This window comes from Macromonas bipunctata (assembly GCF_002837135.1).
GTDB classification, from domain to species: domain Bacteria; phylum Pseudomonadota; class Gammaproteobacteria; order Burkholderiales; family Burkholderiaceae_C; genus Macromonas_A; species Macromonas_A bipunctata.
In genome coordinates, this window is the sequence record NZ_NWBQ01000011.1 from 71,678 (window position 1) to 94,363 (window position 22,686).

The 22,686-nt window shown below is 63.3% G+C and carries 21 protein-coding genes and 1 pseudogene; 8 read left to right on the plus strand and 14 right to left on the minus strand.

What is annotated here, in order from left to right; all coding sequences use genetic code 11:
• Positions 1–44 precede the first annotated feature (44 nt).
• The 4 genes from CON76_RS01805 to CON76_RS01820 form a co-directional block, all read right to left on the minus strand.
• Complete coding sequence (locus CON76_RS01805; protein WP_101101484.1) at positions 45–1,688, minus strand: exonuclease domain-containing protein; 1,644 nt, start codon at positions 1,686–1,688, stop codon at positions 45–47.
• Positions 1,685–2,770, minus strand: coding sequence for a leucine-rich repeat domain-containing protein (locus tag CON76_RS01810; protein ID WP_145995299.1), 1,086 nt, complete (start codon positions 2,768–2,770; stop codon positions 1,685–1,687). Before CON76_RS01810 ends, CON76_RS01805 begins: the two co-directional genes overlap by 4 nt.
• A gap of 64 nt (positions 2,771–2,834) precedes the next feature.
• A complete protein-coding gene (locus tag CON76_RS01815) occupies positions 2,835–3,158 on the minus strand; it encodes a hypothetical protein (RefSeq protein ID WP_145995300.1) in 324 nt (107 codons plus the stop codon).
• A gap of 129 nt (positions 3,159–3,287) precedes the next feature.
• On the minus strand, positions 3,288–4,928 hold the full coding sequence (locus tag CON76_RS01820) for a Na/Pi cotransporter family protein (RefSeq protein WP_101101490.1): 1,641 nt from the start codon (positions 4,926–4,928) through the stop codon (positions 3,288–3,290).
• Between the two features lie 115 nt (positions 4,929–5,043).
• Here CON76_RS01820 and cysK point away from each other — a divergent pair, with 115 nt between their 5' ends.
• Together cysK and CON76_RS01830 are read left to right on the plus strand one after the other, a co-directional pair.
• A complete protein-coding gene (cysK, locus tag CON76_RS01825) occupies positions 5,044–5,967 on the plus strand; it encodes a cysteine synthase A (protein WP_101101492.1) in 924 nt (307 codons plus the stop codon).
• 106 nt (positions 5,968–6,073) lie between these two features.
• Positions 6,074–7,909 carry an NAD(P)/FAD-dependent oxidoreductase gene (locus CON76_RS01830; protein ID WP_101101494.1) on the plus strand — a complete coding sequence of 612 codons (1,836 nt, stop codon included), beginning with the start codon at positions 6,074–6,076 and terminating at the stop codon, positions 7,907–7,909.
• Between the two features lie 55 nt (positions 7,910–7,964).
• On the opposite strand, the gene htpX is transcribed toward CON76_RS01830, so the two are convergent.
• The 6 genes and pseudogenes from htpX to CON76_RS01860 form a co-directional block, all read right to left on the minus strand.
• Positions 7,965–8,834 (minus strand): protease HtpX, encoded by an 870-nt coding sequence (gene htpX, locus CON76_RS01835; protein WP_101101496.1) that lies wholly within the window; start codon positions 8,832–8,834, stop codon positions 7,965–7,967.
• 140 nt (positions 8,835–8,974) lie between these two features.
• Positions 8,975–9,772: a DUF3025 domain-containing protein gene (locus CON76_RS01840; RefSeq protein ID WP_101101549.1), complete on the minus strand. Its 798-nt coding sequence runs from the start codon at positions 9,770–9,772 to the stop codon at positions 8,975–8,977.
• 20 nt (positions 9,773–9,792) lie between these two features.
• Positions 9,793–10,581, minus strand: coding sequence for an NYN domain-containing protein (locus CON76_RS01845; protein WP_101101498.1), 789 nt, complete (start codon positions 10,579–10,581; stop codon positions 9,793–9,795).
• Positions 10,582–10,587: 6 nt separating this feature from the next.
• Positions 10,588–11,634 carry a dihydroorotase gene (pyrC, locus tag CON76_RS01850; protein WP_101101500.1) on the minus strand — a complete coding sequence of 349 codons (1,047 nt, stop codon included), beginning with the start codon at positions 11,632–11,634 and terminating at the stop codon, positions 10,588–10,590.
• A 40-nt stretch (positions 11,635–11,674) separates the two neighbouring features.
• A pseudogene (locus tag CON76_RS13665) lies at positions 11,675–13,243 on the minus strand (methyl-accepting chemotaxis protein).
• Between the two features lie 145 nt (positions 13,244–13,388).
• On the minus strand, positions 13,389–15,245 hold the full coding sequence (locus CON76_RS01860; protein ID WP_101101502.1) for an ABCB family ABC transporter ATP-binding protein/permease: 1,857 nt from the start codon (positions 15,243–15,245) through the stop codon (positions 13,389–13,391).
• A 16-nt stretch (positions 15,246–15,261) separates the two neighbouring features.
• Between CON76_RS01860 and CON76_RS01865 the strand changes: the two genes are divergently transcribed.
• The 5 genes from CON76_RS01865 to yjjJ are packed head-to-tail and all read left to right on the plus strand — an operon-like array spanning position 15,262 to position 18,490.
• Complete coding sequence (locus CON76_RS01865) at positions 15,262–15,690, plus strand: acyl-CoA thioesterase (protein ID WP_101101504.1); 429 nt, start codon at positions 15,262–15,264, stop codon at positions 15,688–15,690.
• A 5-nt stretch (positions 15,691–15,695) separates the two neighbouring features.
• Positions 15,696–16,436, plus strand: a complete 741-nt coding sequence (locus CON76_RS01870) for a hypothetical protein (protein ID WP_101101506.1) — start codon at positions 15,696–15,698, stop codon at positions 16,434–16,436.
• An 18-nt stretch (positions 16,437–16,454) separates the two neighbouring features.
• Positions 16,455–16,769, plus strand: a complete 315-nt coding sequence (locus tag CON76_RS01875) for a type II toxin-antitoxin system RelE/ParE family toxin (RefSeq protein ID WP_338063669.1) — start codon at positions 16,455–16,457, stop codon at positions 16,767–16,769.
• 19 nt (positions 16,770–16,788) lie between these two features.
• Positions 16,789–17,097 carry an addiction module antidote protein gene (locus CON76_RS01880; RefSeq protein WP_101101508.1) on the plus strand — a complete coding sequence of 103 codons (309 nt, stop codon included), beginning with the start codon at positions 16,789–16,791 and terminating at the stop codon, positions 17,095–17,097.
• Between the two features lie 49 nt (positions 17,098–17,146).
• Positions 17,147–18,490: a type II toxin-antitoxin system HipA family toxin YjjJ gene (gene yjjJ, locus CON76_RS01885; RefSeq protein WP_101101510.1), complete on the plus strand. Its 1,344-nt coding sequence runs from the start codon at positions 17,147–17,149 to the stop codon at positions 18,488–18,490.
• A gap of 19 nt (positions 18,491–18,509) precedes the next feature.
• Here the strand turns inward: yjjJ and CON76_RS01890 are convergent, their stop codons facing one another.
• Together CON76_RS01890 and CON76_RS01895 are read right to left on the minus strand one after the other, a co-directional pair.
• The gene (locus tag CON76_RS01890) at positions 18,510–18,722 is read right to left on the minus strand and encodes a hypothetical protein (RefSeq protein ID WP_145995301.1); all 213 of its coding nucleotides are present in this window, start codon (positions 18,720–18,722) and stop codon (positions 18,510–18,512) included.
• Between the two features lie 78 nt (positions 18,723–18,800).
• On the minus strand, positions 18,801–19,214 hold the full coding sequence (locus tag CON76_RS01895) for a transcriptional regulator (RefSeq protein WP_101101514.1): 414 nt from the start codon (positions 19,212–19,214) through the stop codon (positions 18,801–18,803).
• Between the two features lie 94 nt (positions 19,215–19,308).
• On the opposite strand from CON76_RS01895, the gene CON76_RS01900 reads away from it, so the two are divergent.
• Positions 19,309–21,333, plus strand: a complete 2,025-nt coding sequence (locus tag CON76_RS01900) for a site-specific DNA-methyltransferase (protein ID WP_101101516.1) — start codon at positions 19,309–19,311, stop codon at positions 21,331–21,333.
• A gap of 119 nt (positions 21,334–21,452) precedes the next feature.
• On the opposite strand, the gene CON76_RS01910 is transcribed toward CON76_RS01900, so the two are convergent.
• Complete coding sequence (locus CON76_RS01910; protein ID WP_101101518.1) at positions 21,453–21,671, minus strand: ParD-like family protein; 219 nt, start codon at positions 21,669–21,671, stop codon at positions 21,453–21,455.
• A gap of 33 nt (positions 21,672–21,704) precedes the next feature.
• Positions 21,705–22,686 (minus strand): RNA-guided endonuclease InsQ/TnpB family protein (locus CON76_RS01915; RefSeq protein WP_101101520.1); only part of this gene is annotated, 982 nt, incomplete at its 5' end.

Below are 22,686 nucleotides of genomic sequence, written 5' to 3' on the forward strand. Positions count from 1 at the left end.
AGGGGGGATTATCACCGATGTGGCGTTGCGCCCTTTTGGTCGATTCAATCGGTGATGATTGGCCCAGTGCCACTGAGCCCCTCGATCTCCTGCGCCAAGCGGTCGGCCTCGGCTTGCAGGTCGGCCATTTCAAGCTCCAGCATGTCGATGTGTTGCGCCACGGTGGTGGCAAAAAATGCCGCGTCCTGCTCGATGCGCTGGTGCAGTTCGTAACCCGGCGTTTCACGCAAGTTGTTGAGTGCTTCCAGCGTTTCCAGAACGCGCTGCTGCAATGCGTCCAGCAGTGTACGCAACCGCACCACGTCGCTGGAATCGTCTTGGGCCAGCAGGGCCATGCCGTGCTTGAGCAGGAATGCGTCGGGGTTTTGGGCAATCTCGCGCAGGGGCTCAATGTCGCCCCGGTCGCGGGCCTGGTTGATTTCCGAGGTCAGCCATTCGTGGGCCCGACGTTTTTCGGGGTCGTCCATGCAGCGGTCGGGGTGGAACATCCGCACCAGCTTGCGCCAGATAGTCTGGATTTCCTGGGCCTGCTCGTCGGTCAAGGCCTGCTTGGTGGCGGCTTGCTCGGCGGCCTGTGCGTATTCCGCGTCAGATTGCTGGCGGGCTTGCGCGTGCGCCTGTGCCACTTCGTCGGCCTCATCGTCCCCGGCCTGCATCAGCACATCCAGGTATTTGCGGCGGAAGTCGATGCTCAGGTGCAGCTGGTCGCGGCGCTGGTAGTAGGGCCGCAGCGCCTGGAACAACCGTGCCAGCGTCACGTCCACGGCGTGCTTCTGTGCGGTGTAGTCGGCCTCCAGTTCGGCCAGCCGGTTGCGGGCGGCGGTGATGAGCTGCTGCACCTCGGCTTTTTGTGGCGACAGGTACAGCACCACGGCGCTGCCCGCTTGCGCCACCGCGTCGGCGGTGCCATTGCTGTTGTCCGCCACGCCCACGGCGGCTTGTGGCGGCGCATCGGACGCCAGTTGCGCCAGATACCACTGGCCCATGCTGGCACTGCGGGCGTTGGTGGAACCGGCCAGCCACTGCAACCAGCCGTGCAATTCGCGGTCGGTGGCGGCTTCGCGGAAGTTGCGGCCCTTGAACTTGCCAAACGCAATCAGCGAGGGAAACCAAGGCGCTTCGGTGAACACCTGCAGATCGGCCCAGGTGTGCAGGCCGCGTGCCTCCGCCAGCGGGCACAGCACTTGGTCGAGCAAATCGACCACGGTTTCTACGTCGCCCAGCGCGGTGTGTGCGCCACGCTCGGGCAGGCGGTAGAACTGGCGCAGGGTTTGCAGCTTGCAGTTGCCCGCAGGCACCGGGTCAAGCAGCCGCCGCGCCAATTCCAGCGCACAGAAACCGCGCTGGCCTATGGGGGCGATATTCAAGCGTTGCCACTCGGGCAGTAGCACCCGATCCAAATCAAACGGCAGGTTGTAGGCCACCAAGGGCGCATCGCCCACGTAGGCGGCAAAGTCTTGGTACACCGCCAGCGGGTCGTCGCCGTCGCGCTCCAGAATTTCGCGCGTGTAACCGTTGACGCGCGAGGCTTCGGGCGGAATGTCGGCGTTGTGGTTGAGCAAGCGCCGAAATGGCGGGCCATCGGGCAGCCAGCCGTTCATCTTTTGCGCGCCGATCTCCACCACGTAGATCGGTGCCTTGATGCCGTTGGTTTCGGTGTCGAGGAGGATCCAGGGGTGATGGTTCATACGCGGTATATATTCAAATTGGGAGGGGCTCCTGTGATGTTCAGGGAAGCATCACACCAGAGGTTTTGTAGCCTTGGCACTGGTGTCAAGTCCAGCTCGGTTAGTTGGTTCATGTTGCACCAGAGGTTTTGTAGCCTTGGCACTGGTGTCAAGTCCAGCTCGGTTAGTTGGTTCATGCTGCAGTAGAGATCTTCCAGCAAGGGTACTGGAGTCAAATCCAGTGAGGTTAGTTGATTGCGGCGACAACTGAGGCATTGCAACCCAGGTACTGGCGTCAAATCCAGTTCCGTCAGTCGGTTGCGGTCGCACTGTAGAAACTGCAACTCCGGCATGAGTTTCAGGCACAATGCAGCCAGTTTATTGTTGCTATAGGCTAACGTATCTAACCTGGGCACCGGTGACAGATCTAGGTCAGCCAGTTGGTTACAGCAACAAAGGAGAAATTCCAACCTCGGTACATGTCTCAAATCCAGTGCGGTTAGTTGGTTGTCTTCACACCAGAGCACCTGCAACATTGGCACGAGTGTCAAATCTAGTTCCGTTAGACGGTTCTCTCTGCAATTAAGTTTTTTCAGTAGTGGTACGTTGGTGAGGGTCAGACTGGTAATAGGGTTGTCCTCACAAATCAATTCGCACAGACATTCGGGCAACCGTGGCAGTGGTTCTTGGGGGGCATTCAGGATGGCCAAGCGCTCAACCTGCAAACCACGTATCCATGCCCAGTCGGTCAAGGGCAAAATGGCAAAGTCCCACACGAGGGAAACGATACGACCATCTTCAATGTCAAACGTTGTAGTGATACCTGCAAATGGTTGCTCTTTTTGGCTGCTTGCCAACACCTCCACCACCTGCTCCGGCTCCATCCCCAACATCCGCGCCCAGCGTTGTATCTGCGCGTGGTCGGCTTCGCGGAATTCGTAATCGCCAATGTGGTAACGCCGTTGGGCTGCCAGTGCCTGTTCTTGGGTGCGTGCCACACTCAGCAGGTTTTCCGCCATGCGGGTGGCAATGCGCTGACCACCATTGACCGTGGCCAGCGGGGCATCACTTGAAGAAAAAATTGATGGTAAATTTTTACTCATTTAATAACATCAATATTAATAACGAATAAATTTCAGCAAAGAAGCATAGTCATGTTCGAATGAATCAAAGACTGTCGATGAATTGCCTGAGTTTTTCTCTATCTACCGGTTTTTGTGTGTCCATCCTGATGCTTCCCAGCCGTTGCCGTGTGGGTGTCGCTTGAAATGCCACGCAATGCCCTTGAGCGGCATGGGCGTCCAACTCTGCTTGGACGGTGCAAAAATAAACATTTTTGTCACAGATCGCACAGTGCCGCACGTCCTCAAGGTTTGTTGGGGTCAGCTGGTGCCAATCGGCGCTGCACTCGAACGCCATGGTGCAGTTGAGGAACGGCGTCTCCTGCCGCTTGGCGCGGTTGAGGCTCGCAGGTACGGTGTTGCTGCTCATGGTGGTGGATTTTTCCCTCTTTTGCATCGGCTTTCCCTTGGTTGTGAAATGCGTTGCAAACCAGCATACGCTATCCAACCCCCCTATTAGGGAAAACCACTACCTGCGCAGCGTGCCACTTGCCAGACCTCACACCTGGCCAGGCGGGTGGCGCACTTCGGGCGTGTCGGACACGCCGTGCGGCCCCAGCGCGTGGCGGCCCTGTGCCAAATGGAAACAGATGCGCCAAATGTGGTGGCCGGTGCGCTCCAGCCAGCGGTAGGTGTCGGTTTTGGCCAGCACCTGTGCCGCGTTTTGGGGCGACGCGGCGGTACCGTCCAGCAAGTCGTGGCGCACCTGGCGCGACAGGCCGGTCAGGCCCACGGCGTTGAGTTCGAGTTGCGCCAGGTGGGGCGCCAGCTGCTGCTCGCGCAGGCCGCGCTGGGCCAGCTCCAGAATCTGGCGGCTGTCTTGCAGCGCCCACTGGTAGGCGGGTTCGGTCAGGTCGATCTGGGCGTGGCTCAAGTCCTCCAGCCGGGTGCGAAAGCGCAGCAGGTGGTCGATGGCGTGCATCTGTGCCATGCGCTGGTTGGCGCTGGCGCGGTCGCCGGCGGGCAGCTCGATGCGGCTGACGAAGCCGTAGGCCTCGTGCAGCGCCTGCGCCAGCTGGTGCAGCTGCTGCTGGCGCTCGGTGGCCGCAGTGCCCGACAACATGCCGCCGTACAGCGCCAGCAGCTCGGCAGTGCTGTGCTCCAGCGCGCGCTGCGTGGCCTCCAGCGCCACGGCGGGGATGGAGAGCATGGAAGCGTCCAGGCGCTGGGTCAGCGTGGGAGCGGCGTTTTCGGGCAGGATGCGCTCCACCAGCGCGGCAAACTGCGGCACAAACGGCAGGAACAGCACCACCCCCACCGCAATGAACAGGGTGTGGAACATGGCCAGGCTGGTGGCCCCGGCATCCAGCCCGGCGTGCAGCATCAGCCAGTGGATGACCCAGAAGAAGGCCGGCAACAGCGCAATGGCCAGCACCCCGGCCACCGCGTTGAACAGGATGTAGGCCAGCGCGGTGCGCTTGGCGTACAGCGTGCCGCCTATGGTGACCAGCGCCCCGGTGAGCGTGGTGCCAATGGCCGCGCCCACCACCAGCGCGGCGGCCTGGTCAAAATTGATGGTCTGGGTGTGCAGCGCCGTCAGCGTGGTGGCAATGGCGGCGGTGGAGGACTGCAGAATGGCCGTCAGCGCCAGCCCGATCAGCATGGTGGTGATGCTGGCAGCGTAACCCCCCGTGGGCAACGTGGCCAGGTTGAACACCGACGCCAGCCCGCGCATGCCGTCCTGCAGCGTGTTGAGGCCAACGAACATCAGGCCAAAGCCGGCCATGGCCAGGCCCAAGTCCTGCGCGCGGCCCTTGCCCATGAGCTTGAGCATGGCGCCGCAGCCCACCAGCGGCAGCGTGTAGAAGCCCAGGTTTACCTTCAGGCCCAGCCCAGCCACGATCCAGCCGGTGGCGGTGTTGCCCAGGCTGGCCCCGATCAGCACCCCGATGGCCTGCGAGAACGTGATCAACCCCGCGCTGACAAAACCAATCAGCGTGACCGTGGTGGCGCTGGACGACTGCACCAGCATGGTGGCCAGCGCCCCCGACGTGAACGCCTTGCCCGGCGTACCGGTAAAGCGCGACAGCGCCTGCTTCATGGCCGTGCCACCAAAGGCCACCAGCCCGTCCGACAGCAGCATCATGCCGATGAGGAACAGCCCCAGCCCACCCACAAATGGAAAAAGAATCTCTTGCATGGGGCCACATCATGCCAGCACAGCGGGTGGCATAAACAAATGCCTTTTTGGGACTTTGCCATGCGCCACAATGCGGGGTTTGCAAGCCCTTGCCACACCGACACGGAGACCCCCCATGAAAGCCAACAACATCCTGGACACCATCGGCCGCACCCCGCACGTGCGCATGAACCGCCTGTTTGCGCAGCACCCCGGCGCCGAGGTCTGGATCAAGTCCGAGCGCGGCAACCCCGGCGGCTCCATCAAAGACCGCATTGCACTGGCCATGGTAGAAGACGCAGAACGCAGCGGTGCCTTGCCAGCGGGCGGCACCATCATCGAACCCACCTCGGGCAACACCGGCATCGGGCTGGCGATGGTGGCCGCCGTCAAAGGCTACCGCCTGATTTTGGTCATGCCCGACAGCATGAGCGTGGAACGCCGCCGCCTGATGCTGGCCTACGGCGCACAATTTGACCTGACCCCGCGCGAAAAAGGCATGAAAGGTGCGATTGAGCGCGCCCAAGAACTGGCGGCCCAAACCCCCGGCGCGTGGATTCCACAACAGTTTGAAAACCCGTCCAACCTCGAAGCCCACGTGCGCACCACGGCGCAAGAGATTCTGGCCGACTTCCCCGAAGGGCTGGACGTGCTCATCACCGGCGTGGGCACGGGTGGCCACCTCAGTGGCGTGGCGCGTGTGCTCAAAGCGGCGTGGCCACAACTCCAAGTGTTTGCGGTAGAACCAGCGGCATCGCCCGTGATTTCAGGCGGCAAAGCGGCCCCCCACCCTATTCAGGGCATCGGCGCGGGTTTTGTGCCCCAGAACCTCGACACCAGCCTGCTCGATGGCGTCATCACCGTGGACGCCGAGGACGCACGCGAATATGGCCGCCGCAGCGCACGCGAGGAAGGCCTGCTGGTCGGCATCTCGTCGGGCGCCACGCTGGCCGCTATCGCACAAAAACTGCCCGAACTGCCCGCTGGCAGCCGCGTGCTGGGCTTCAACTACGACACCGGCGAGCGTTACCTCTCGGTCGAAGGCTACCTGCCCACCTGACGCCCTTGGCCACACGCAGGGGCGCCGTACAATCCCGGCCCCCGCGCGCATTTGCCTGTTTGACCCCTGCCCTTCCTTGCCCGATCACCACGGGCCTGCTGCTGCCATGATCCGAATCGCTGAACTCAAGTTGCCCCTGTCCGCCCTGCCCGTGGAGGTACGCCGCGCCGCCGACGCACCCACCGAAACCGAAGCCGACCGCGCCCCAGCCCCCCACCCGGTGGCCGACCTGCACGCACTGGCCGCGCAAGCGTTGGGCGTGGCCGAAGACGCGGTGGCCGACCTGCACGTGTTCAAACGCAGTTTTGACGCGCGCAAGGCCGAGTTGCGCGCCGTCTTCATCTGCGACGTGACGCTGACCGAACCCGCCCAAGAAGCCGAACTGCTGGCGCGTCACGCCAAGAACCCGCACATCCAGCGCACGCCCGACATGGCGTGGTGCGCACCCGCTCACGCCCCAGCCGATTGGCCCGCCGACGCTGCCGCGCGCCCTGTGGTGGTGGGGTTTGGCCCGTGCGGCATCTTTGCGGCACTGGCACTGGCGCAGATGGGCCTCAAGCCCATCGTGCTGGAACGGGGCCAGCCCGTGCGCCAACGCACCAAGGACACTTGGGGCCTGTGGCGCAAGAAAGTGCTGACCCCCGAAAGCAACGTGCAGTTTGGCGAAGGGGGCGCGGGCTTGTTCTCCGATGGCAAGCTGTACAGCCAAATCAAAGACCCGCGTTTTCTGGGCCGCAAAGTGATGGAAGAATTTGTGGCCGCCGGTGCGCCGCCCGAAATTTTGTACATGGCGCACCCCCACATCGGCACTTTCAAGCTGGTGAAGGTGGTGGAGGCTTTGCGCGCGCGCATCACCGAACTGGGCGGCGAAATCCGTTTTCAGCAACGGGTGACCGGGGTGCTGCTGGAACCCGACACCCAAGGCAACGCGCCAGAACACTTTGCCGCGCAACGCCTGCGTGGGTTGCGCGTGCAAGACCTGGCCAGCGGCCAGCCCTACGAACTGCCCGCCCGCCACGTGGTGCTGGCGCTGGGCCACAGCTCGCGCGACACCTTTGCCATGCTGCACGATGCTGGCGTGTACCTGGAGGCCAAGCCGTTCTCCATCGGCGTGCGCATCGAGCACCCGCAAAGCGTAATCGACCAGGCGCTGTGGGGCCGCCACGCGGGCCACCCCTTGCTGGGCGCAGCCGCCTACAAGCTCGTCCACCACGCCGACAACGGGCGCGCGGTGTACAGCTTTTGCATGTGCCCCGGCGGCACCGTGGTGGCCGCCACCAGCGAGCCGGGCCGCGTCGTCACCAACGGCATGAGCCAATACTCCCGCGCCGAACGCAACGCCAATGCGGGCATGGTGGTCGGCATCGACCCGCCGGACTACCCGCAAGACGTGGCCGCGTGGCAAGCCGCCTTTGGCGAAACGGACGGCCCCCGCTACGCACACGAAGCGCAACAACTGCAAGCGCAGGGCCGCACCCACCCACTGGCGGGCGTGGTGTTCCAACGCCAGCTCGAGAGCCTGGCCTACCAGGCCGGCGGTTGCGACTACCAAGCCCCCGGCCAACTGGTGGGCGACTTTCTGGCACAGCGGGCCTCCACACTATGGGGCACCGTGCAACCCTCGTACCAACCCGGCGTAAAACTGGGCGATCTGGCCCAAGTGCTGCCCGACTACGCCGTACAGGCCATGCGCGAAGCCCTGCCCGCCTTTGGCCGCAAAATCAAAGGCTACGACATGGCCGATGCGGTGATGACCGGCGTGGAAACCCGCACCTCGTCGCCACTGCGCATCACACGCGGCGCGGACTTTCAGAGCCTGAACGTGCGCGGCCTCTACCCAGCGGGCGAAGGTGCGGGCTACGCCGGAGGCATCCTGTCGGCGGGGGTGGATGGCATCAAAGTGGCCGAAGCCGTGGCGGTGCAGGCGGTAGCAGCGACCTGACACCCCCACGCGCCCCCAACCAGCAAGACAGGTATGGCGGCGGGCGCCCGCTGCATCACAACCGCTGCAAGGCGGCAATGCGGTCTTCCATCGACGGGTGGGTCGAGAACAGCTGGCCCAGGCCGCCGGCAATGCCCATGGCGGCCATGCTCTTGGGCAGCGCGCCCGGCTCCAGCCCACCCAGGCGTGCCAGCGCGTTGATCATGGGCTGCTTGCGGCCCATCAGTTGCGCGGCACCGGCATCAGCGCGGAACTCGCGCTGGCGGCTGAACCACGCCACGATGATCGCGGCCAGGAAGCCCAGCAGGATGTCCATCACAATCGTCGTCACCATGTAGCCGATACCGGGGCCACTGTTTTCTTCACCGTCCTTGCGCAGAAAGCTGTCCACCGCATAGCCCACCACGCGGCTGAGGAAGACCACGAACGTGTTCATCACGCCTTGGATCAGCGTCATGGTCACCATGTCGCCGTTGGCCACGTGGGCCACCTCGTGCCCGATGACGGCCTCCACCTCCTCGCGGCTCATGCTGTAGAGCAGGCCGGTGGACACCGCCACCAGCGCCGAGTTCTTGAACGCGCCGGTGGCAAAGGCGTTGGGTTCGCCTTCGTAGATCGCCACCTCGGGCATGCCGATGCCAGCCTTGTCGGCAAAGCGGCGCACGGTGTCCACGATCCAGGCCTCATCGGCGTTGCTGGGCTGCTCGATCACGTGCGCGCCGGTGCTCCACTTGGCCATCTGCTTGCTCATCAGCAGCGAGATGGTGGCGCCACCAAACCCCATGATGAGCGAAAAGCCCATCAGCGCGCCCAGGTTGAGGCCGTTGGCGCTCAGGAAGCGGTCCAGCCCCAGCAGGCGGGTGGTGACGGTCAGCACCAGCATCACGGCCAGGTTGGTCAGGACGAAAAGTGCAATGCGTTTCATGGGGGCGTTTCTCCGGGTGTGAGGGATGCGTCAGACCGGCGCGTGCGGGCAAGGTTTCTGCCGGGGGCGGCGGTCGTGCCAAGCTTCAGATAATACTTGGGGTGCGGCGCGGGTGCTTTCAAGCGCGGCCTGAAGGTGGCTCAGGCGGCGGATGCAGCACGCGCAGGCCGAAACACCTGGGCATCGGCGTAGAAGGCGGGGTCGGCGTTGGCGGGCCACCAGCCGGGCACCCCCAGCACCGGCAGCGGCGTGAAGGGCTTGCGCGCGAGCCAGTCCGGGGCCAGTTGCTGCGCCAGCCAGGCGTCCCACGGGTGGGAGGCGCTCTGGCAGATGGCGGTATCGGCGTTGGCGTGCAGCGGTGGCGGGCCCAGCTCCAGCGGCACCGGCAGGCACAGCACGTGTGCGGTGATGGACTTGTAGGGCGCCACCAGTTTTTCCAGCAAGGCGTGGCCAAACAACACCAGCCGGGCCTGCGCCCACAGGGCGCGGTGCGTCACGCACAGGGCGTACCAGTCGCGCTGCTGCAAGGCTTGCCACAGAGGTTCAGGGGCTTGCAGCAGGGCGGTGTTTTCGTCGAACAGCGTCAGTGTATCGCGCAACGGCCCACGTGTGGCTTGCACGCCGCCCGCCTGAGCGATGGCCTGTGCCTGTAACACATTCAAGCGGCGTTTGGTGGCCGGAAAACGCATCCACACCAAGCCGTTGAAGAAATCGTGCAGGTTGTCGCGCGTGGGCACGCCCCCAGTGGCAAAGATGTGGCTCTCGTAGGCCACGCCAGCGGGCAGATCGGCCTGCGGGATAAAACGCACCGGGGCCAGTGCAGCGGCGTTGAGGGCATCGCGCACCGCAGCGCCCGCATGGATCCGGCCTTGCGCTGGCAACCCGACCGCTTGCCACGGTGCCAACCAAGGCTGGTGCCAATCCATATCACCGTACATAAACATCACCACACCGCTTATCATGGCCGCCGTTCCAGCCGAACCTTCACAGGTGTATCCGGCTGTAATGGCGAGGCCAGCACCGTAAAAAAGTCTGGGTACTGGCGAAACAGTTGGTGCAAAGGCGCATTGCCGGTTTTGATGCCTGCTGCGCGCAAAGGCGCACCCAGCATATTGAGTGGCCGAACCGTGTGCGGTAACCACGGCGGCAAAGCCGCCAGAATTCCGCGCACACCCGCTACGTCTGCGGGTGCATTTTTGGGTGACGCAACCGCTTTCACTGGCGCTGGATCTGGCTTGACCGTCGCTTTGGCAATCGCAACAGGCACTGCGGCTGGCAGCGGCTGGGGCGGTGCCAGTGGCACATCAAACCGCACCGTGCGGTCGTAGTACGACACCATCGCATCAAACGCAATCGACTTGCGGGCAAAACCCGTGACTTCGCAACCCAGTACCCGCAACTGCAATGCCAGCGGCGCAAAATCGGCATCACCCGATGCAATACCAAAGCGCCTGACACCTTGCTGGAAATGCAACAACAAGGCATCAATGATCAGCATCGCATCGGTGGTGTTCTTGTTCAACGGCAAGCAGGGCAGCAGGCGCGCGGCCATCTCCTGCCACACGGGCCGGAGTTCATCCCGAGCCAAAACCTTCACATCACCATAGACATGGCAGAGGAAGCCCTTGCCCGCGATCTGCCCAAACTGGCTATGGATGGCGCGCAAATCTTCCACGCGGTGGAAGTTGTCCGCATCCACCAGTAACGCGGCGCGTACGGACGCAGGTGGTGGAGCGTTCAATAGCATCTGGCTTTAGCCGTTCACCATGCGCCACGGCAGCGCCTCCCCGGCGCGCAGGGGCTTGAGTTCGGCATCGCCAAAGGCGAAGGACTCGGGCGGTGTCCAGCTTTCCTTGCGCAGGGTGATGGTGCCGGTGTTGCGCGGCAAATTGTAGAAGTCCGGGCCGTTGAAGCTGGCGAAGGCTTCGAGCTTGTCCAGCGCACCGGCGTTGTCAAAGGCTTCGGCATACATCTCGATAGCTGCGTGCGCGGTGTAGCAACCGGCGCAGCCGCTGGCGTGTTCCTTGAGGTGCGCCGGGTGCGGGGCGCTGTCGGTGCCCAAAAAGAACTTGGCGCTGCCGCTGGTGGCGGCCTGCACCAGCGCCTGGCGGTGGGTCTCGCGCTTCAAGACCGGCAGACAGTAGTAATGCGGGCGGATGCCGCCAGTGAAGATGGCGTTGCGGTTGTACAGCAGGTGGTGCGCGGTGATGGTGGCGGCGGTGTAGGCGTCGCTGTCGGCCACGTACTGCGCCGCTTCCTGGGTCGTGATGTGCTCAAAAACGATTTTGAGTTCGGGGAAGTCGCGGCGCAGCGGAATCAGTTGCTGGTCGATGAACACGGCTTCACGGTCGAACAGGTCGATGTCGGGGCTGGTGACTTCACCATGCACCAGCAGCGGCATGCCGGCCTTTTGCATCGCTTCCAACGTGGCGTAGGTCTTGCGGATGTCGGTCACGCCCGCGTCGCTGTTGGTGGTGGCACCGGCGGGGTAGAGCTTGCACGCCACCACACCCGCATCCTTGGCACGGGCGATCTCGTCGGCGGGCAGGTTGTCGGTCAGGTACAGCGTCATCAGCGGCTCAAATGCCACGCCAGCGGGCACGGCGGCCAGGATGCGCTTTTTGTACGCCAGCGCCTGCGCGGCGGTGGTCACGGGCGGGCGCAGGTTGGGCATGATGATGGCGCGCCCGAATTGGGCGGCGGTGTGCGGCACCACGGTGTGGAGCGGCACGCCGTCGCGCACGTGCAGGTGCCAGTCGTCGGGGCGGGTAATGGTCAGGGTGGTGTGGGGCGTGGTCATGGGGTGGATTTTCGCAGCGATTCACAAGCGCCGGGGCGCGTCAGGCGTTGAGGCGGAAGGTGCGCACCACGTCGCTCAGGCGCTGGGCCTGCTGCTCCAGGCTGGCGGCGGCGGCGGCGCTTTGCTCCACCAGCGCGGCGTTTTGCTGCGTGGTATTGTCCAGCTGCGCCACGGCGTTGCTGACCTGGCCGATGCCGCTGGTCTGCTCGATGGTGGAGGCGCTGATCTCGCTGATGAGGTCGGACACGCGGCGCACCTGGGCCACGATCTCGTCCATGGCGCCACCGGCCTCGTTGACCAGGCGGCTGCCGGCCTCGACCTTGTCCACGCTGGCGCTGATGAGGCCCTTGATCTCCTTGGCCGCCTCGGCGCTGCGCTGGGCCAGCGCCCGCACTTCGGACGCCACCACGGCAAAGCCGCGGCCCTGCTCGCCCGCACGCGCGGCTTCCACGGCAGCGTTCAAGGCCAGGATGTTGGTCTGGAACGCGACGCCTTCAATCACCTGGATGATGTCGCTGATCTTGCGCGAGCTCTCGGTGATGTCGTCCATGGTGGACACCACCTGGCCCACCACCTCGCCGCCCTTGGTGGCGGCGGCGCTGGCCGAGCTGGCCAGCTGCGTGGCCTCGCGCGCGGTTTCGGCGTTGTGCTGCACGCGCTCGTGCATCTCGGCCATCGAGGACGAGGTCTGCTGCAGGCTGGCGGCCTGCTGCTCGGTACGGTTGGACAGGTCGGCACTGCCGCTGGCAATCTCGGCGCTGCCGGTGGCAATGGCGTCGGAGGCGTTGCGCACCTGGCCCACCATCTGGAACAGGCTGGCCTGCATGGTGCCCAGCGATGCCAGCACGCTGCCGTGCGGCGCACCGCTGGCGCCCCGCACCGGGCTGAGATCGCCCGCGGCCACGCGCTGCGCCACCGCGCCCAGGTCGGCCGGCTCGGCGCCCAGCTGGCGCACGATGCTGCGCGGAATGGCCCCGGCCAGTGCCACGCCAGCGGCCAGCGCCAACGCCAGCGCACCCAGCATCACGTACACAAAGCCGCCGGCCTGCTCCATGGCCACGGTGTTCTTGGCCTGCAGGCGCGCTTCCTCAAAGTCGATCAATTTGTTGATGGCGGCCAGCCACGCGGTGTACTGCGGCTTGGCGTCGCGCCACAGCAGGGTCTTGGCACCTTCCACATCGCCCGCATCGGCCAGCGCAATCACTTGGCGCGTGGTGGCCACGGCCTAGGCCTCGATGGCCTGGATGGCGGCGTACAGCGGGCGCAGCTCGGCGGCGTCGGGCGAGGTCTGGATCAGGCGCTCCAGCGGCGCGGCGGACTGGGCGTAGAAGCGGGCCAGCTCGTCGATGGCGGCCACCTCGCGCGCGCGCTCGGCGGGGGCGGCGCTCAGGGCCACGTCGCGCACGGCAATGGCGCGGTCGTGCGCCGAACCCCGGAAGTTGATGGCGTAACGCTGGATGGAGGCGTGCTCGGCGCTGTTGGCCTGCAGCGCGGTGTTGATGGTGTCCACCTTGACCATGCCCACCGCCGTCACCACCACCAGGATGGCCAGGATCAGGCCAAAGCCCACGTACAGACGCTTGCTTACCGTCATGGAACCGAATTGCATGAAGAATGCCTTTTGAAACTGCCGTTGGAAAGGGGGGATTGTGAGCGCAAGCGCCGGCGCGCACATTGAGCTGAATCAGAACACCGCCCGGCGGGGGTGCCGCCTGCGCCCGGCGGGTGTCAGATCATAGGCCAGAAAATGCGCGTTATATACCCTTGGCTGTATCGGGGCTGGCACTTTGCTGCAACGCCCACATCTGGGCGTAACGCCCGCTGCGGGCCAGCAAATCCGTGTGGGTGCCGCGCTCCACAATGTGGCCGTGCTCCAGCACGATGATTTCGTGTGCGTCCACCACAGTAGAGAGGCGGTGCGCAATCACCAGCGTGGTCTTGTTGCGCGCTGCGCTCTTGAGTTCGGCCTGGATGGCGCGTTCATTGGCCGAGTCCAGTGCCGAAGTGGCTTCGTCAAAAATCAAGATCGGCGGGTTTTTGAGCAACGTGCGCGCAATCGCCACGCGCTGCTTTTCGCCGCCCGAGAGTTTGAGGCCACGCTCGCCCACCACCGTGTCGTAACCCTTGGGCAATTGCTGGATGAAGGCGTGGATGTGCGCCGCCTGAGCGGCCTGCTCGGTCTCGGCCTGGGTGGCATCGGGGCGGCCATAGCGGATGTTGTAGCCGATGGTGTCGTTGAACAGCACCGTGTCTTGCGGCACGATGCCTATGCTGCGGCGCAAGCTGTCTTGCGTCACGGCACGCAGGTCGTGCCCCGCCACGGTGATGCGGCCCTCGCCCACATCGTAAAAGCGGTACAACAGCCGCGCCAGCGTCGATTTGCCCGACCCCGACGGCCCCACCACCGCCACCGTTTGCCCAGCGGGCACGGTAAAGCTGATGCCGTGCAGGATCTCGCGGTCGGCCTCGTAGGCAAAGCGCACGTCCTCAAAACGCACCTCGGGCGGACTGGCCAGTTGCAACGCGGTGGCACCGGGTGTGTCGGCAATTTCGCGTTCTTTGTCCAGCAAGGTGAACATCTTGTCCAGGTCGGTCAGGCTTTGCTTGATCTCGCGGTACAGCACGCCCAAAAAATTGAGCGGAATGTAGAGCTGGATCATGAAGGCGTTGATCATCACCAAATCGCCCAGCGTCATGGCCCCACTGGCCACGCCAGCGGTGGCGCGCCACAGCATGGCCACCAGCGCGGTGGCAATGATGAGTTGCTGCCCCGCATTGAGCATCGACAACGTGCTCTGGCTCTTGAGGCGGGCCACGCGCAGGCGCTCCAGACTGTCGTTGTAGCGGCGGGCCTCAAAGGCCTCGTTGTTGAAGTATTTGACCGTCTCGTAATTCAACAGCGAATCCACCGCCCGGCTTTGCGTGGCCGACTCCAGCTCGTTCATCTGGCGGCGGAACTGCGTGCGCCAGTTCGTCACCTTGACCGTGAACCCCACATACCCCACCAGCGCCGCCAGCGTGACCCACACGTACCACAGCTCGAACTTGGTGCCCAACAGCGCCAGCACCAGCCCCACCTCCAGCACCGTGGGCAAGATGCTGTACAGCGAGTACGAGATAAGCGACTGCACGCCGCGCGTGCCGCGCTCAATGTCGCGCGTCATGCCGCCGGTCTGGCGCTCCAGGTGGAAGCGCAAGCTCAGGCCATGCAAGTGGCCAAACACCTGCAACGCAATCTGGCGCGTGGTGCCTTCGGTGGCCTTGGCAAAAATCAGTTCGCGCAACTCGGTGAACAAGCTGGTGCAAAAGCGCAAACCGCCATAGGCCAACAACAACCCCACGGGCACCACCAGCAAGGCTTCGGTGCCGGGGGGCAAGCCCGGAATCATGGGCTGGCCCTTGGCGGGCGTGAGCGCGTCCACCAGCTCCTTGAGCAACAGCGGCACCCCGATGTTGGCCAACTTGGCCCCGGCCATGAACGCCAGCGCCAGCCCCACACGCCAGCGGTATTGCCACAAATACGGCAGCAAGCGGCGCAGCGTGGCGCCATCGGAGCGCGGCCCGCTGGAAGACTCAGGCTGGGGGGAATGGGAAGCGGCCAAAGAACGCATAAACGATAATCCAATCATGACAACACCTGCCAACCCCCCAATTGTGCCCGCGCCCACCCTGCCCCCCACCGACAAGGAACTCGTGCTCAAGGTGGTGCCCATGCCCGCCGACTGCAACGCCTACGGCGACATCTTTGGCGGCTGGGTGATGGCGCAAGTGGACGTGGCTGGCTCCATCCTGCCCGTGCGCCACGCCGATGGCCGTGTGGCCACCGTGGCGGTACGCCAGTTTGTGTTCAAGCAACCCGTCAAAGTGGGCGACCTGCTGAGCTTTTACGCCTGCATCACCCACGTGGGCCACACCTCCATCACCGTGGACGTGGAAGTGCTGGCCGAACGCCTGCACAAGCAGGGGCGCTACATCAAGGTCACCGAAGCCACCGTGACCTACGTGGCCATTGACGACGACGGCAACCCCAAAACGGTGCCACCGCTGGCAGCGTAACGGCCATGACCACCCGCCTGGAAACCGAACAACAACGCCTCTACCACCGGCACGCCGCCACTGGCTTGCTGGATACCCACGGCCAGACGCGCGCCCTGGTGCTGGAACTGGTGCAACCCGCCGACTGGGACAGCTTGGGCCGTGTGTGGCAAGGCGTGCAAGACGAACTGCTGCTGCCCGCGCCGGGCATTGCCGTCTCGGGGGGCGATGCGTACCAATTGTGGTTTTCGGTAGCGGAAGCGGTGAACGTGACGCAAGCGCAGCGGTTTTTACAAGGGCTGTGCCAACGCTACTTGGGCCACCTGCCGCCCTCGCGGTGGCGCTGGTGGCCGCAACCACCGGGCCACGAAGGTGCCACGCCCGCCCACACCCCCACCGTGCCACCCGAGGCAACGGCCAACAGGCACTGGTCGGCATTCATCAAGCCCGAGTTGGCCACCGTGTTTACCGAACCTTGGCTGGAATTTGCCCCCAACCTGGACGCACAAGCCCAACTGCTGGCCGCGCTGCAACCCACCCCGGTGGCGGACTTTGAACGCGCGCTGCAACAACTCCAGCCCACGGCACCACCCGCCAACCCCGCATCTGTGGTGCCCCCGGCCCCCACACCGCCCACGGCCAGCCCCGCCCTGCCGCACACAGCCCACCCGCGCGACTTTTTGCTGGCGGTGATGAACGACCCCGGCACCGACCTGCAATGGCGCATCGAAGCCGCCAAGGCGCTGCTGCCGTGGTTTGAGCGTTGAACTTTGTCCCGATTGTATTTGATCGAATACAATGAAAAAATGTACACGATCAAGCGGACCCGACAATTTGACGATTGGTTTGACGGCATCAAAGACGGTTTAACGCGCAAACGGCTGGGGTTGCGATTGCGCAAGGCATCACTGGGCAATCTGGGGGACGTGAAACCTGTAGGTGAAGGCGTGTGGGAGATGCGCGAATTCTTTGGCCCCGGCTGGCGCATGTACTACGTGGAACGCGATGGCGTGTTGATTGTGATGCTGGGAGGTGGCAACAAGTCCAGCCAAAGCACAGACATTGCCGTGGCCCAGAATTTGTCCAAGCAACTGGTTTAACCGGATACGGAGGTTCAACATGACCCACACCATCAACATTGCCGATCTGCCGGAATTTGACATCACCGAGATGCTGCAAACCGAGCAAGACATTGCCGAATACCTGAGTTTGGTGATTGAAGACGGTGACCCAGCCTTGCTGGCCGCCACACTGGGCGACATTGCCCGCGCCAGAGGCATGACACAAATTGCCAAGGACGCTGGCATTGGCCGCGAAGCTCTGTACAAAGCCCTGCGCCCCAACGCCAGCCCGCGCTTTGACACCATCGCCCGCGTGTGCAAAGCCCTCGGTGTCAAGCTGGTGGCACAACCGATTGCGTCCACCTGAACCGCCCATAACATCCATTCACTTATCTATTCGTTTTTCTATTCACGCCGTGCCACTTTACAGCGACCACATTCGCCTGCACTTGGCCAACGGCCCAGCAACGGCAAAAAAACTCCAGCAGAAACTGCAAGTTAGCCAGCCTACCCTGTCGCGGGCGCTGGCCCAGTTGGGCAACGACGTGGTGCGAACGGGCGCAGGGCGATCTATTCAATACCTGCTGCGTGACCACGCGCGTGGGTTTGACGACATCCCGGTGTACCGGGTTGATGCACAGGGCCAGTTGCACCCCTTGGGCGTGCTGACACCCGTGCGCCCCGATGGTTTTGTGATGCGGCAAACCAACGGCCAAACCTTGTACAGCGAGGGCATGCCGTGGTGGCTGATGGACATGCGCCCCCAAGGCTTTTTGGGCCGCGCCTACGCCAGCCGCCACGCCGCCCATTTGGGTTTGCCCGCCAGCGTGCGCGAATGGAGCGACACCGATGCCATGCGCGCGCTGCTGGCGCATGGCCATGAAGCGGTCGGCAACCTGCTGTTGGGTGAACGGGCACGGGCACATTTTTTGGACGCACCACCACCGGCCTCCATTGCCACACCCAACAAAGCCACGGCCTACACAGCACTGGCACAACGCGCCCTGCAAGGCGATACCCCGGTATCGTCGGCGGGGGGCGAACAACCCAAATTCACCACCGTGGCCGACACCCCCAACGGGGTACGGCACGTGCTGGTCAAGTTCTCGCTGCCAGACGACAACGCCATCACCGAACGCTGGTGCGACTTGCTGCTGGCCGAACACCACGCGCTCGAAACCCTGCGCCGTGCAGGCATTGGCGCTGCACAGTCTTGGGTGCTAGACCACAACGGCCAGCGTTTTTTGGAAGTTGAGCGTTTTGACCGGGTGGGCGACAACGGCAGGTGCGGCCTGTTCTCGCTCAGTGCGCTGGAGGCCGAATTTGTAGGCCAAGCGCAAACGGCTTGGCCGGTGCTGGTGGAACCACTGGCGCAACAAGGCGTGGTCAACAGCGCGGCCACGGCCACCACGCAACAACTGTTTGCCTTTGGCCGCCTGATAGGCAACAGCGACATGCACACGGGCAACCTGTCGTTTGTGGGCGATGGGGGCCGACCGTATGCGCTGGCACCCGCCTACGACATGCTGCCGATGGCCTTTGCACCCCATTCGGGCGGCGGGCTGCCCCACCACTTGCCACCGCTGGAGCTGCACCCCAGCGTGGCGCACGGCGTTTGGCACGCCATGCTGCCCGTGGCGCGCGACTACCTGAACCGGCTGCTTCAGGATGAGCGGTTTTCGGGCCACTTTGCCCCTTGCCTCACAGCACTGGGCGAACACCTGAACACCGCCAGCCGCCGCATTGCGCGGCTGGGTTGAAACCACGCCACGCCATAATTCATCCAGCGCGCACATTCAGGCGAGGCTGCTGGCGCAACGTCTGCATGGCCTGGGTGGGTTGCGGCTGTTGTTGCAGCACACGCACCAACTCAAGCTGCCCTTGGGCGGACAAATCCATACCGTCCAGCAGCGCCGCTTTGGTCAACAGGTTTTTGGTGTCGCGCGTGGTTTTGAGCTCGACCCGCGCGTCTTTAATGGCTAGTGTTCCCATGTGTTTGTAGTGGTGTGACAGCTTGATTGCCAGCAAAGTGTACGGCCAACACCAACAACCGTATGCAATTCAGGCTAGCTACTGCGGCACAACAGGCAGCTGCTTGTTGTGTACTTGGGCAAACGTGAAGATCACCTCGCGCACCACCTTGCGTTGCGGGGCGGGCAGTTGCAAAAAGGCATCAAACGTTTCCCGCTCTAAATAGCCAACGCCTTCGTCCCAGCGTTTCTTTTCAGCCGCCAAATGCGCTTGCACGTGTTCACCAAAGCGCAACTGGTGCGGGTCAACCTTGAGCAGCTTGGCCAGCTCTTGCAGCTTGTCTTGTGTGGGGATGGCTTCACCGTTGAGCCACTTCCACGCGGTTTGACGACGCACAGGCGTGCCGCTCCACCTCGCGTTGAACTCACGTTCCAACACGGCACCGCTCACCTCTAGCCGCTGCGCCTTCATAGCTGCGCGCAAACGCTCGCTGAAATCCCGCTTTTCTTTCATGCGAAAGACGGTAACGGGACAAGTTACCGTGTTTGTCCATTACAGTTGACATTTAACGTCCCCTTTTTGGGGATTTAAGCCTGTGTGAACCAACATGCCCAAGTCTCTCCTCGAACAACTGCCCGAGATCGTCGCCCAAGGGCGCAAGCAAGCCGAACGCATACTGGAAAGTCTGGAGAGCCGTCAGCGGGTACGGCTGCAAACCCGCGAGGTGGTGCTGCCCGCGCGCGACACCGCCGCGCAAGACTGGATAACGCAGCAACACCGCGTCACCCAGCGCGAGGTGTTTGCCCCCGGCCAGTCCACGCTGTTGGACAACGCGCAAGCCACGCTCGGCGCAGCCAGTGCGGCAACGCCGTGGGCCAACCGCCTTATCTACGGCGACAACCTGTTGGCGATGGCCGCGCTGCTGGCGGGCGACGAACACACGCCCAGCCTGCGCGGCCAAGTGGATTTGATCTACATCGACCCGCCGTTTGACAGCAAAGCCGACTACCGCACCAAAGTCACGCTACCGGGCGTGGAGCTGGAGCAAAAACCCACGGTGATTGAGCAGTTTGCCTATTCCGACACGTGGAACGACGGCACCGCGTCGTACTTGGCCATGATCACGCCGCGCCTGATTTTGATGCGCGAACTGCTGGCCGACACCGGCTCCATCTACGTGCATTTGGACTGGCACGTGGGGCATTATGTGAAGCTGATCCTCGATGAGATTTTTGGCAAAAAGAGCTTCGTCAACGAAATCGTTTGGTGTTACAGCATCGGCGGAAAAGGTGACGGCAGATTTGCAAGAAAACACGACACGATTCAGCTATATGCGAAAAGCGATTCACCCATATTCAACGGAAAAGATCCAATGGTCGTCATGAATCGGAAGCCGAACAGCCACATGCGTCTCAAGGTCGATACGGACGGGCGTGAATACCAAGAAAAAACTGATAAAAAAAGCGGAAAGGTGTATCGCTATTACGTTGATGAAGGAAAAATTCCCGAGGATTATTGGACTGACATTGAACAGCTTAATCGAGAAGACTCGGAGCGTGTCGGATACGACACCCAGAAGCCACAGGCTCTACTCAGACGGATTCTTGCTGCTTCATCAAATCCTGACTCGATCATTTGCGATTTTTTTGGCGGCTCCGGCACCACCGCCGCCGTGGCCGAAAAGCTGGGCCGCCGCTGGATCACCACCGATCTGGGCAAACCCGCCTGCATGATCATGCGCAAACGCCTCATCGACTTGGAGGCGCGCCCCTTCCTCTACCAAGCCATTGGCGACTACCAAATCGAAGCCGCCAAAGCCCACTTTGGCAAGCGCGACTTTCGGCTGGGCGACTTGTCGCACATCGTCCTGTCGCTCTACGGCGCGCTGCCCCTGCCGCCCGATGCCAACCCCCAGCGCAACCTCGGCCACATCAGCGGGCTGGACTGGGGTGGCCAGCGCGGCAAAAAAACCTTGGTGCTGGCCGATTCGCCCAACAAACTTACCGGCGCGGCCACCCTCAAAAAAGCCGTGGCGCAGCGCGACAACCTGCTGGGCGGCTGGGACCGCGTGGTGGTGCTGGGCTGGAACTTTGAACCCAGCATTGGCGAGACCATCACCGCGCTCAACGACAACCGGCTCGAAGTGCTGGTGATTCCGCCCGACTTGCTCGACCGCCTCAAAAAGAAAGGCGGCGTGGACAAATTGCGCGGCCAAGTGCGCTTCTCGTCGCTGCAATACCTCACCATCCACCCGCCCACCCGTGTGGCCAGCGCCGCACAGCCCGGCCACGAAACCTTGACCGTGCGCCTCAAAAACTACGTGCTGCTCTCGCCCGAGGCCATCAACCTGGACGATGCCAACCGCGCCAAACTCCAAGCCGTGGCCAACGCCGACCCGCTGGCCCTGATCGAGTATTGGGCCGTAGATCCCGACTACGACGGGCAGGTGTTCCGCTCCGTCTGGCAAGACTACCGGGGCAACACCGCCAACGATGCCGACGCGCTGCGCGTGGTACACCAAGCCACCCTCACCCTGCCCACCCAACCGGGGCCGCGCCGCGTGTGCGTGCGCGCTGTGGATGTGTTCGGCTTCGAGGCCGAAGTGGTGGCACACGTGGGGGCGGCAGCGTGATGGTATGGCTTTGCGGCCACGTCAGCGTTTCAAGTCGCGGTAAAAGTTTTCGTGTGGCCCCAAGGCTTCCAGATAAATCAGGCGCACTTCGTCCTCGCGAGGTGTACCCCAGCAAATGCTTACGGGGCACCTGTACGGCGACTGCGCGGCACAAAGGGGGTGCAGTCGTCGCGTGGCTCGGCCAAGCTCATCAGGCTTTCGGCAATAAAGGACACCGGCAAATCGGGGTTGTCCAGCGCCGCCCTGCCCACTTTGGCCCAGTACTCCACTTGGCCTTGTACGGTACGGAACTCGGCCTTGGCCGCAACCCGTGCGGCGTTGACCAAAGTTTCGTCAATGCGAACGGAAAGGGTGTTGACATCCTCCCCGCCCTAAAGAGCGGGGATTCCTGCTGCCAGACGGCGATGCCCCGCCGCGAGAATGTTCCGGGCTGCGTTCACGTCGCGGTCGTGTACCGCCCCGCACTCGCTGCACGTCCATTCCCTTATTCGCAAACCCGCCCTACCTTTCGGACTGCTGGCGGGTATCACCCCGCAGCACGAGCAAGTCTGGGTTGAATACGCTTCGTTCACGACCTCGAACACCACACCGGCCTGATGGCTCTTTTGTTCCAACATGGTTTTGAGCATGGCCCAGCCCGCGTCCAACGTGCTTTTGGCCATGGTGGTCTTGACCAGCTTGGCGCTGGCCACGTCGCCCACGAAGATGGCGGCGTTTTGTCGCACCATCTCGGTGCTGAATTTGTGCAAGTCGTTCTTGCGCTGGTTTTTGATCTTGGCGTGGATCGCCTTGACCCGTTTTTTCTTTCGGGCGCGCTGTGCCTTGGCCAGTTCCAGCTCATGGTTGCGGTACCAGCGCCCTTCCAGCTTTTTGCCTGCGCTGGGGGTGGCGCAGTCTTTCAGGCCCAAGTCGATGCCGACCGCTGCCGTGCCTTGCGAGGGCTGGCACTCCACTTCCACCGCGACGTTGAAGTACCAGCGGCCCCGGCTGTCCTCGCTGAAGGAGCCGGAGCGCAGCCCGTACTGCGACAAGCCATAGCTGTCCCACAAGCCAAACTTGTGCCCGGCAAAGTGGATTTGCCCAGCCTTGTATTTGGCATGCCCGATCTTGAACGGGATCCAGCCCAGCGAGTATTTCGAAGATTTGGGATTCGAGACGCGCCAATTCAGCCGCATCTTCTTGAATTGCTTGCGCCGCGTGGCGTACTCGACGCACACCAGTTGCACGGTGCCGCTGCCGACTGCCACCCCTTCGCACTTGCTGTACCCGGCGGTGAGCTTTTGCAGGTCGTAGCCCGACAAGTACTTGGGCGGGCCGAAGTACGGACGCGCGGCCTTGGCCGACACTTCGTTG

Coding starts and splice junctions, on each gene's coding strand:
- CON76_RS01805 (WP_101101484.1), bottom strand. CDS start 1,688: ATGAACCATCACCCCTGGATCCTCCTCGACACCGAAACCAACGGCATC.
- CON76_RS01810 (WP_145995299.1), bottom strand. CDS start 2,770: ATGAGTAAAAATTTACCATCAATTTTTTCTTCAAGTGATGCCCCGCTG.
- CON76_RS01815 (WP_145995300.1), bottom strand. CDS start 3,158: ATGAGCAGCAACACCGTACCTGCGAGCCTCAACCGCGCCAAGCGGCAG.
- CON76_RS01820 (WP_101101490.1), bottom strand. CDS start 4,928: ATGCAAGAGATTCTTTTTCCATTTGTGGGTGGGCTGGGGCTGTTCCTC.
- cysK (WP_101101492.1), top strand. CDS start 5,044: ATGAAAGCCAACAACATCCTGGACACCATCGGCCGCACCCCGCACGTG.
- CON76_RS01830 (WP_101101494.1), top strand. CDS start 6,074: ATGATCCGAATCGCTGAACTCAAGTTGCCCCTGTCCGCCCTGCCCGTG.
- htpX (WP_101101496.1), bottom strand. CDS start 8,834: ATGAAACGCATTGCACTTTTCGTCCTGACCAACCTGGCCGTGATGCTG.
- CON76_RS01840 (WP_101101549.1), bottom strand. CDS start 9,772: ATGTACGGTGATATGGATTGGCACCAGCCTTGGTTGGCACCGTGGCAA.
- CON76_RS01845 (WP_101101498.1), bottom strand. CDS start 10,581: ATGCTATTGAACGCTCCACCACCTGCGTCCGTACGCGCCGCGTTACTG.
- pyrC (WP_101101500.1), bottom strand. CDS start 11,634: ATGACCACGCCCCACACCACCCTGACCATTACCCGCCCCGACGACTGG.
- CON76_RS01860 (WP_101101502.1), bottom strand. CDS start 15,245: ATGCGTTCTTTGGCCGCTTCCCATTCCCCCCAGCCTGAGTCTTCCAGC.
- CON76_RS01865 (WP_101101504.1), top strand. CDS start 15,262: ATGACAACACCTGCCAACCCCCCAATTGTGCCCGCGCCCACCCTGCCC.
- CON76_RS01870 (WP_101101506.1), top strand. CDS start 15,696: ATGACCACCCGCCTGGAAACCGAACAACAACGCCTCTACCACCGGCAC.
- CON76_RS01880 (WP_101101508.1), top strand. CDS start 16,789: ATGACCCACACCATCAACATTGCCGATCTGCCGGAATTTGACATCACC.
- CON76_RS01890 (WP_145995301.1), bottom strand. CDS start 18,722: ATGGGAACACTAGCCATTAAAGACGCGCGGGTCGAGCTCAAAACCACG.
- CON76_RS01895 (WP_101101514.1), bottom strand. CDS start 19,214: ATGAAAGAAAAGCGGGATTTCAGCGAGCGTTTGCGCGCAGCTATGAAG.
- CON76_RS01900 (WP_101101516.1), top strand. CDS start 19,309: ATGCCCAAGTCTCTCCTCGAACAACTGCCCGAGATCGTCGCCCAAGGG.